At 65.7% G+C, this 8024-nt stretch carries 9 protein-coding genes; 4 read left to right on the top strand and 5 right to left on the bottom strand.

What is annotated here, in order from left to right; genetic code table 11:
• Entirely contained in the window at positions 1-840 is an 840-nt protein-coding gene (gene tcdA, locus RM463_RS10290; protein WP_311429930.1) for a tRNA cyclic N6-threonylcarbamoyladenosine(37) synthase TcdA, read from the top strand.
• A gap of 90 nt (positions 841-930) precedes the next feature.
• The gene (locus RM463_RS10295; RefSeq protein WP_311429931.1) at positions 931-1155 is read left to right on the top strand and encodes a DUF1653 domain-containing protein; all 225 of its coding nucleotides are present in this window, start codon (positions 931-933) and stop codon (positions 1153-1155) included.
• Between the two features lie 123 nt (positions 1156-1278).
• Here the strand turns inward: RM463_RS10295 and bfr are convergent, their stop codons facing one another.
• From bfr to lptF, 5 genes are all read right to left on the bottom strand, one after another.
• On the bottom strand, positions 1279-1761 hold the full coding sequence (bfr, locus tag RM463_RS10300; protein WP_311429932.1) for a bacterioferritin: 483 nt from the start codon (positions 1759-1761) through the stop codon (positions 1279-1281).
• Between the two features lie 101 nt (positions 1762-1862).
• Positions 1863-2069 carry a bacterioferritin-associated ferredoxin gene (locus RM463_RS10305; RefSeq protein WP_132043567.1) on the bottom strand — a complete coding sequence of 69 codons (207 nt, stop codon included), beginning with the start codon at positions 2067-2069 and terminating at the stop codon, positions 1863-1865.
• 113 nt (positions 2070-2182) lie between these two features.
• A complete protein-coding gene (locus RM463_RS10310; RefSeq protein ID WP_311429933.1) occupies positions 2183-2659 on the bottom strand; it encodes an RDD family protein in 477 nt (158 codons plus the stop codon).
• Between the two features lie 15 nt (positions 2660-2674).
• Positions 2675-3739, bottom strand: a complete 1065-nt coding sequence (gene lptG / locus RM463_RS10315; protein ID WP_311429934.1) for an LPS export ABC transporter permease LptG — start codon at positions 3737-3739, stop codon at positions 2675-2677.
• Complete coding sequence (gene lptF / locus RM463_RS10320; protein WP_311429935.1) at positions 3736-4818, bottom strand: LPS export ABC transporter permease LptF; 1083 nt, start codon at positions 4816-4818, stop codon at positions 3736-3738. The genes lptG and lptF overlap by 4 nt, the downstream gene beginning before the upstream one ends.
• A gap of 136 nt (positions 4819-4954) precedes the next feature.
• Between lptF and RM463_RS10325 the strand changes: the two genes are divergently transcribed.
• Both RM463_RS10325 and RM463_RS10330 read left to right on the top strand, forming a co-directional pair.
• Positions 4955-6487, top strand: a complete 1533-nt coding sequence (locus RM463_RS10325) for a leucyl aminopeptidase (RefSeq protein ID WP_311429936.1) — start codon at positions 4955-4957, stop codon at positions 6485-6487.
• Positions 6488-6795: 308 nt separating this feature from the next.
• The gene (locus tag RM463_RS10330) at positions 6796-7896 is read left to right on the top strand and encodes a branched-chain amino acid aminotransferase (RefSeq protein WP_311429937.1); all 1101 of its coding nucleotides are present in this window, start codon (positions 6796-6798) and stop codon (positions 7894-7896) included.
• Positions 7897-8024 lie beyond the last annotated feature (128 nt).

An 8024-nucleotide genomic window follows, 5' to 3' on the forward strand; every position in this document is an offset into this window, starting at 1 on the left:
ATGAGCGATCCCATTACCGCCTCTCCCGCCGGCCTCACCGAGGATGACCACGACCTGCGCTTCGGGGGCATCCGCCGTCTCTACGGCGCCCGTGCCTTCGCACACTTCCGCAGCGCTCATATCGTGGTCGTCGGCGTGGGAGGCGTCGGCAGCTGGGCCGTGGAGGCCCTGGCCCGCTCCGGCATCGGCAGGCTGACCCTGATCGACCTGGACGATGTCTGCGTCTCCAATACCAACCGCCAGCTTCACGCCCTGGACGGTACCGTGGGCCGTCCCAAGGTGGAGGTGCTGGCCGAGCGCTGTCGGGCGATTCAGCCGGGCATCGAGGTCGTGGCCGATACCGCCTTCGTCACCCCCACCAACCTGGCCGAGCGCATCCCCGAGGATGCCGACCATGTGATCGATGCCATCGACAGCGTGGTGGCCAAGGCGGCGCTGATCGCCTGGTGTCGGCGGCGCAAGCTGCCGATCACGGTAACCGGTGCCGCCGGCGGCCAGACCGACCCCACCCGTATCAAGGTGGCCGACCTGACGCGCACCGAACATGACCCGCTGCTGGCCAAGGTGCGCTCGCGGCTGCGCCGCGACTTCGGATTCTCGCGCAACCCCCGGCGGCGCTTCTCGGTGGAGTGCGTCTACTCAGACGAACAGCTGGTCTATCCGGGCAGCGACGGCGAGGTGTGCTACCAGAAGCCGGGCAGCGGCGAGGCCACCCGTCTGGACTGCGCCTCCGGCTTCGGCGCCGCCACCTTCGTCACCGGCAGCTTCGGCTTCGTGGCCGCATCACGCACCCTGGCAAGGCTGGCCAAGCGGGTCAGCAGCCGCCAGAGTGGCGCTTGAGTCTCCTGGGTTCATAGAGTAACCGCGCCACCAACAGCAGCCCTTCTCAGAGTTCACTTCAGAGTTCTTTTCTTACTTCAGGAGAGTGTCATGACCCGCCCACTGCCGGTTCCCGGAATCTACTGCCACTACAAGGGCAACCGTTACGAGGTGCTCGGCATGGCCCATCACAGCGAGACCGAGGAGCCTCTGGTGGTCTATCGCGCCCTCTATGGCGACTACGGCCTCTGGGTGCGACCCCTCGCGATGTTCAACGAACTGGTCAAGGTGCAGGGTGAGCCGGTCCCACGCTTCGAGCTGGAGAAGGCCTTCTGAGACGGACCTGCTCGCGTCGGGAGGCAGAAACGAACACCGGCGCCACCTGGGCGCCGGGAGTCACGTTCGATGGGTCCTGAAGGAGGCACTTCGGTACAGGGCCGACGAGAAAGGGGGGAGTGATTACTCGTCGCCGGCTTCCTGCATCTGCTTGAGCATGTAGTTCTCGATGCCAACCTTGTCGATCAGCCCCAGTTCGGTCTCGATATGATCGATATGCTCTTCCTCGTCGGCCAGCAGGTCGCGTAACAGATCGCGAGTCACATAGTCCTTGACCTGTTCGCAGTAGTCGATGGCCTCGATGTAGTCCTTGCGCCCCTCATGCTCGATCTTGAGGTCACACTCGAGCATTTCACGCACGTTCTCGCCGATATGCAGCTTGCCAAGGTCCTGAAGGTTGGGAATGCCCTCGAGAAAGAGGATGCGCTCGATCAGCTTGTCGGCGTGGACCATCTCTTCGATGGACTCGTCATATTCCCATTTGGCCAACCTCTTCAGGCCCCAGTCCTTGTACATCTTGGCATGCAGGAAGTACTGGTTGATCGCGACCAGCTCGTTGCCCAGAGCGCGATTGAGGTGTTCGATAACCTTGCTGTCGCCTTTCATGGATCTGCCTCTCATGACATGGGGGAGTCATCCCCAAGCTTGGCACGCCGCGATGGCGATTGCCAAACCTCGACAGCGGGGAAGCGGAGGTGCCGGCGCCGTTACACCGCGTAGGCAAGATCCGTCGAGGCCTGCATTAGCTCCTCCTTCACCGCCTCGCGGGTCAGGCTCTTGCCGACGCAGGCACACTTGCCACATTGGGTGCCACAGCCGGTCTCGGCCTGGACTTCGCGCCAGCTACGTGCCCCCTCTTCCACCACCTGGCGGATGCGGCGATCGGAAACTCCCTTGCAGATGCAGACGTACATGCGAATTCCTCGCGTTGGATAGCGAGACAAATGTAAATGATTCGCATAAGGTATTGCAACCGCAACGGGGTCAATGACTGACGCCGGTCAATGCCCGACGAGCGGGATCAGGGCTAGCGGGATGTCTTGGGGAGTACCACCACCCGGGTCCCCGAGGCGATATCGGGCCAGCTGCGCCGCTCGGCATCGAACAACACCCACAGGTAGCCCAGCCCCAGGGTGGCCACGGAGAGCCAGGCCACCAGATAGCGCACCATGGCCTGGCGCAGGGTGATGGTGCAGCCATCCAGGGTCTGCACTCGCAGCCGCCAGGCCTGCATGCCCAGGGTCATGCCACCACGACACCAGAAGAAGGCGAAGAAGGCGAACGCCGACGCCAGCATGCCAAAGCGCAGGGAAGCGACCTGCGCGACCCCCATCCCGACCTGTTCGGCGGGCAGGCCGATCAGGTGGCGCACCACCAGAAGATGCAACCCGGCCACCAGCAACCAGATGGCGGCCACCAGGAAGGCGTCGTAGAGCATGGCACCCAGCCGGCGGCCGAGGCCGGCGGGCCAGACGTCATCGAGATTGGGCAAGCGGTGTGGCATGGCGCTCTCCTTGTCTTAACCGTTGCGGCGCAGCAGGAGAACCCCTACCACGACACAGATAAGGGTCGGTGCCAGTACCGCCCAGGCCGGCGAGAAGCCGAACACCGTGGAGGCCGGTGCCAGCAGGTCCTGCAGATACTTGAACGCCAGACCGGTGATCACGCCATAGAACACCCGCGTGCCGGCGGCCACGCTGCGCAACGGACCGAACACGAAGGAGGCGGCCACCAGCACCAGCGACCCCATGGTCAGCGGCAGCAGCATCTTCTGCCAGAAGTAGAGCAGCGGCTGGGTGGCCTGTTGTCCCTGGTCGCGCAGGTAGCTGGCATAGGCCCATAGCTCACTCGGCGACTGGCTCTGGACGTCGCGCAACAGCCGCGAAAGCTGCTCCGGGGTCAGCTGGGTATCCCACTCCCGGGTCTCGAGGCGCCGGGCCTCGGTCGCCTGTTCGGTAAATCGTGTTACCGCCACGTCTTCCAGCACCCAGCGCTCCTCCTGCCAGACCGCCCGCGCGGCACTCATCGCCTCGATCAGGCGCTGTCCCTCGAATTGGTAACGGGTGAGATCGAGCACGGTATCATCGGCACGAATGGCGCCGAAGCGGTAGAAGCTGTCGCCCTCCCGCTGCCAGCCACCGCGCTCGGTCACCAGGGTACCGGCCCCCTGGATCTTCTCGACCCGCCAGGCGCTGGCAAACTGCTCGGTTCGCGGGGAGACATATTCGGCGATAAACAGCACCACGATCACCACCAGGATGATCGGCTTCATTGCGCCCCAGAGGATCCGCACCAGGGAGCGGCCGGCGGCGCGCATCACGGTGAGTTCATTGCTCGAGGCCATGCCCCCCAGGCCGATCAGCGCACCGATCAGCACCGCCACCGGCGCATACTGGTAGAGCCGCCAGGGCAGGCGCATCAACAGGTAGAGCAGCACCTGCAAGGCGCCATAGTCTCCCTCCACATCGCCCAGGTCGTTGATATAGGTGATCACCAGGTCGAGCCCCAGCAGCACCACCTGGACGACGATGATGGCACCGAGCACGTTGCGTGCCAGGTAGCGGTCGAAGCGATCGGCAATCATCCACTCATCCCCTTGCGCTGGGCGCGTATCGTCATCCACACCCCCAGCGCCAGGAAGGCACCGTGGATCGGCCACATGCCTATCACGGCCGGCAGATTGCCACGCCCGATGGCATCCAGTGCCGCCAGCAGCAGGCTCAGGTAGGCCACATGCAGGAAGATCGCCGGCAGCAGCTTGGCGAAGCGCCCCTGGCGCGGATTGACCCGCGAGAGCGGCATCGCCAGCAGGGTCAGGATAAACACCATCAGCGGCATGCTTACCCGCCACTGCAGCTGGGCGCGGGCTTCGGGCGAGGCATCACCAAGCAGCTCCCGGGTGGTGGCAAGCTCCGGGGAGTCAAGCTCGCGCAGCGTCTCGGTTCGTGACAGGCGCACCGCATAGGTGTCGAACTCGAGCCGCTCGGCCTGATGCCGGCCAGGCTCGACGCTGTAGCGCTCACCATCGCTCAGCACCAGGAAGCGACTCCCGGTCTCGTCATCCAGCACCTGGTGCCCCCCCTCGGCGCGAGTCACCACGCTCTCGGGAGTGCCATCGCTGCGCCGCTGGCGCTCGCTGATAAAGACGCCGCGCATCTCGCTGCCATCTTCGCTGATCCCTTCGATGTAGGCGGTACGCCCACTACCGAACTCCTGGAAGCGCCCGGGTCCGAGGGTGGAGAAGTCAACGCGGCTGCGCTGATCCTCGAGCAGCGTCTCGGTCTCCAGCGCACCCGCCGGCGTCAACCACAGGCTGCACAGCCCCACCAGCACAGCCACCAGGGTCGCCGGCACCAGGCTCACCTGCAGCAGCCGGTTGGGGCTGGTGCCGCAGGCCACCAGCACGGTGATCTCGCTGTTCAGGTAGAGCTGGCCATAGGCGAGCAGGATCCCCAGGAAGAATGCCAGGGGCAGAATTAGCTCCAGAAACCCCGGCAGATGCAGCAACATCAGGGTGCCAAGAATGCTGGCGGGGATCTCGCCCTCGGCGGCGTTGCTGAAGTAGCGAATGAAGCGGCTACCCATGATGACCAGCAGCAGCACGCCGGCAACGGCGGCCATGGTCAGCAGGATCTCGCGGGTCAGATAACGAAAGATGATCATGCGGCGTCTGCCATGCAATGGGGCCATGCCTTGGGTACACTGGGCGACACGGCAACGTGTCGGCATTATCCAGAATCCCCCTACGCTTGTAACCCCAATTGCCTGTAACCCCCAACGCTTGTCTTGTGGAGACGCCATGGAATTCCCTGTCAGGACGGGTAGCCCCGCCAAGGTCGAAAGCGCCTGTATCATCATCCCGGTATTCAAGGACGAGGCTCTGCTGCCCACCGCCGCCCGCCTCAACGACGCCAGCGAGCGCTTGATCACTCAGCTGCTCGAGCGTGGTGATTTCGACGCCAGACTGGGCAACGTGCAGCTGGTTCCCTTCGCGCCGGGCCTATCCACCGACCGCCTGCTGCTGGTGGGCCTGGGTAAGCGCGAGACGTGTCGGGAAGCGGCCTTCCGCAAGGCACTGGATGCCACCTTCACCTTCCTGGCGAGCCTGTCGCTGGATGAGGTGACCATGGCCTTCACCGAGGTCCCGTTGACGGAACGCGGTGTCGACTGGAAGGCACGCATGGTTGCCGAGGCCGCCCATCGCGCGCTCTATCGTTTCGAGGAGTTCAAGTCCGAGAAGGCGCCCACGCCACGCCTGGCGCGGGTCGAGCTGCTGGTCAACGAGGAGAGCGATGCCGGGGCCGCCGCCGAAGGCGCCCGCATCGGCGATGCCCTGGGCCAGGGCATCAACTACGCCCGTACCCTGGGCAATCTGCCCGGCAATGTCTGCACCCCGAGTTACCTGGCCGAGCAGGCCGAGGTGCTGGGCCAGGACGCCGATGGCGCCCTGCAGGTAGAGATCCTCGACGAGGCGGCCCTCGAGGCGCTGGGCGCCCATAGCCTGCTCTCCGTGGGTCGTGGCAGCGAGCAGCCCTCACGCCTGATCGTCATGCGCTACCAGGGAGCGGATGACCCCGACGAGGCCCCCCATGTCCTGGTCGGCAAGGGCATCACCTTCGACACCGGCGGCATCTCGCTGAAGCCCGGCGAGGCCATGGACGAGATGAAGTTCGACATGTGCGGCGCGGCCAGCGTGTTCGGCACGCTGAAGGCGACCCTCGGCATCCGTCCCAGGGTCAACCTGGTGGCGATCGTGGCCGCTGCCGAGAACATGCCCGACGGCCGGGCCACCAAGCCTGGTGATATCATCAAGACCCTCAAGGGCCTCTCGGTGGAGGTACTCAATACCGACGCCGAAGGCCGCCTGGTGCTGTGCGACGCCCTCACCTATGCCGAGCGCTTCGAACCCGCCAGTGTGGTGGATATCGCGACCCTGACCGGCGCCTGCATCATCGCCCTTGGCCACCACGCCACGGGCCTGCTGTCCAACGACGATGACCTGGCCCTGGACCTGCTGGATGCCGGCGAGGCCGCCTGGGACCGCGCCTGGCATCTACCGCTGTGGGACGAGTACCAGGAGCAGCTCGACTCCAACTTCGCCGACCTGGCCAATATCGGCGGCCGCCCGGCGGGCACCATCACCGCCGCTTGTTTCCTGTCGCACTTCGCCGACCGCTTTCCCTGGGCCCACCTGGACATCGCCGGCACCGCCTGGGCATCCGGCAAGCAGAAGGGAGCCAGCGGCCGCCCCGTGGGCCTGCTGACCCAGTACCTGCTGGACCGCGAGGCCGATGCCGAGGTGGAGACCAGCGTAGGCACCAGGGCGGATTGAGCAGAGTGACCCCGGCGCTATCCGTTCACTGGCAGCGCTCGGGGCTGACCATCGGCAGGGCCGGCCCGCCGAGGGGCGCTGAGCCCCTCCCCTGTGCGCTGCCGGTGCCCCTGGCATAGCTCCCTCTCGTCGCCCTGGCACCGTTGCCCCGCGCTCAGGCCGCGGCGACCCCTTTCAGGACTTGCGTTTTGTTCGCGCCCCCTTTTTCATGGGGTAGACGATGACCTCACGACCCGGGCCACTGCCGGCCCGAGCCCTCTTTACCGACCCGGAGCCCACGGCCCCGGATGTAGCGGAGACCCCTTGCCGTGCCGACTGACACCTTCGACCTGCTTCCCCACGCTGCCCCCACCACCGATGCCATCCGCGAGGATATCCTCGCCAACCCCGGTTTCGGCCAGTACTTCACCGATCACATGGCCCATGTGCGCTGGACCTTGAACGATGGCTGGCACGGCCACAGGGTGCTTCCCTATGGCCCCCTGACCCTGGACCCTGCCGCTGCCGTGCTGCACTACGCTCAGGAAATCTTCGAGGGCATCAAGGCCTACCGGCATGCCGATGGCTCCATCTGGACCTTCCGCCCCGAGAAGAATGCCGAGCGCTTCCGCCGCAGCGCCCGCCGCCTGGCCCTGCCGGAGCTTTCCGACGAGGACTTCATCGGTTCGATCAAGGCGCTGCTGGCCCAGGATCATCCCTGGGTGCCCACGCCGAAGAGCGAGGCGGACGAGTGCAGCCTCTACCTGCGCCCCTTCATGATCGCCAGCGAAAGCTTCCTCGGCGTGCGCCCGTCCCATGAGGTCGACTACTACGTGATCGCCTCGCCGGCTGCAGCCTACTTCAAGGGTGGCATCGAGCCGGTCTCGATCTGGCTCACCGAGCACTACAAGCGTGCCGCTCCGGGGGGAACCGGGTTCGCCAAGTGCGGCGGCAACTACGCCTCCTCCCTGGCGGCCCAGAAGGAGGCCAGCGCCAACGGCTGCGGCCAGGTCGCCTTCCTCGATGCCGTCGAGAACAAGTGGATCGAGGAGCTGGGGGGCATGAACCTGTTCTTCGTCTACAAGGATGGACGTATCGCGACGCCTCGCCTGACCGACACCATTCTCGAGGGCGTGACTCGCGACTCGGTGCTGACCCTGGCGCGCGACGAGGGGCTGACACCCGAGGAGCGCCCGATCAGCATCGACGAGTGGCGCGAAGGCGCGGCCAACGGCGAGATCACCGAGGTCTTCGCCTGCGGTACCGCGGCGGTGATCACCCCGGTAGGAGAGCTGGTCAGCGAACAGGAGCGCATCCGCCTGGCGGGTGACAACGGCAACCCCATCGCCAAGCGCCTGCGTGCCAAGCTGCTCGACCTGCAGTATGGTCGTGCCGAGGATACACACGGCTGGCTGACCAGGCTGGTGTAACAGCGAAGTCGCCGCGACGGACCCGCTCAGCGGCTCCGTCGCGGCTCTCACCACCGAGGCGAGGGGCGCCGAAGGGCAGGCCGACGCGGAGGTCCTGCGCCAGGGATGGCGTCGGTAGCGTACAGGGA

Origin of the sequence: Halomonas sp. LES1, assembly GCF_031846005.1 — a bacterium.
Lineage (GTDB): Bacteria > Pseudomonadota > Gammaproteobacteria > Pseudomonadales > Halomonadaceae > Halomonas.

Bases quoted from the DNA above. Each gene is read 5' to 3' on its own strand.
- bfr (WP_311429932.1), bottom strand. From the start codon at position 1,761: ATGAAAGGCGACAGCAAGGTTATCGAACACCTCAATCGCGCTCTGGGC.
- RM463_RS10325 (WP_311429936.1), top strand. From the start codon at position 4,955: ATGGAATTCCCTGTCAGGACGGGTAGCCCCGCCAAGGTCGAAAGCGCC.
- lptF (WP_311429935.1), bottom strand. From the start codon at position 4,818: ATGATCATCTTTCGTTATCTGACCCGCGAGATCCTGCTGACCATGGCC.
- lptG (WP_311429934.1), bottom strand. From the start codon at position 3,739: ATGATTGCCGATCGCTTCGACCGCTACCTGGCACGCAACGTGCTCGGT.
- RM463_RS10305 (WP_132043567.1), bottom strand. From the start codon at position 2,069: ATGTACGTCTGCATCTGCAAGGGAGTTTCCGATCGCCGCATCCGCCAG.
- tcdA (WP_311429930.1), top strand. From the start codon at position 1: ATGAGCGATCCCATTACCGCCTCTCCCGCCGGCCTCACCGAGGATGAC.
- RM463_RS10295 (WP_311429931.1), top strand. From the start codon at position 931: ATGACCCGCCCACTGCCGGTTCCCGGAATCTACTGCCACTACAAGGGC.
- RM463_RS10310 (WP_311429933.1), bottom strand. From the start codon at position 2,659: ATGCCACACCGCTTGCCCAATCTCGATGACGTCTGGCCCGCCGGCCTC.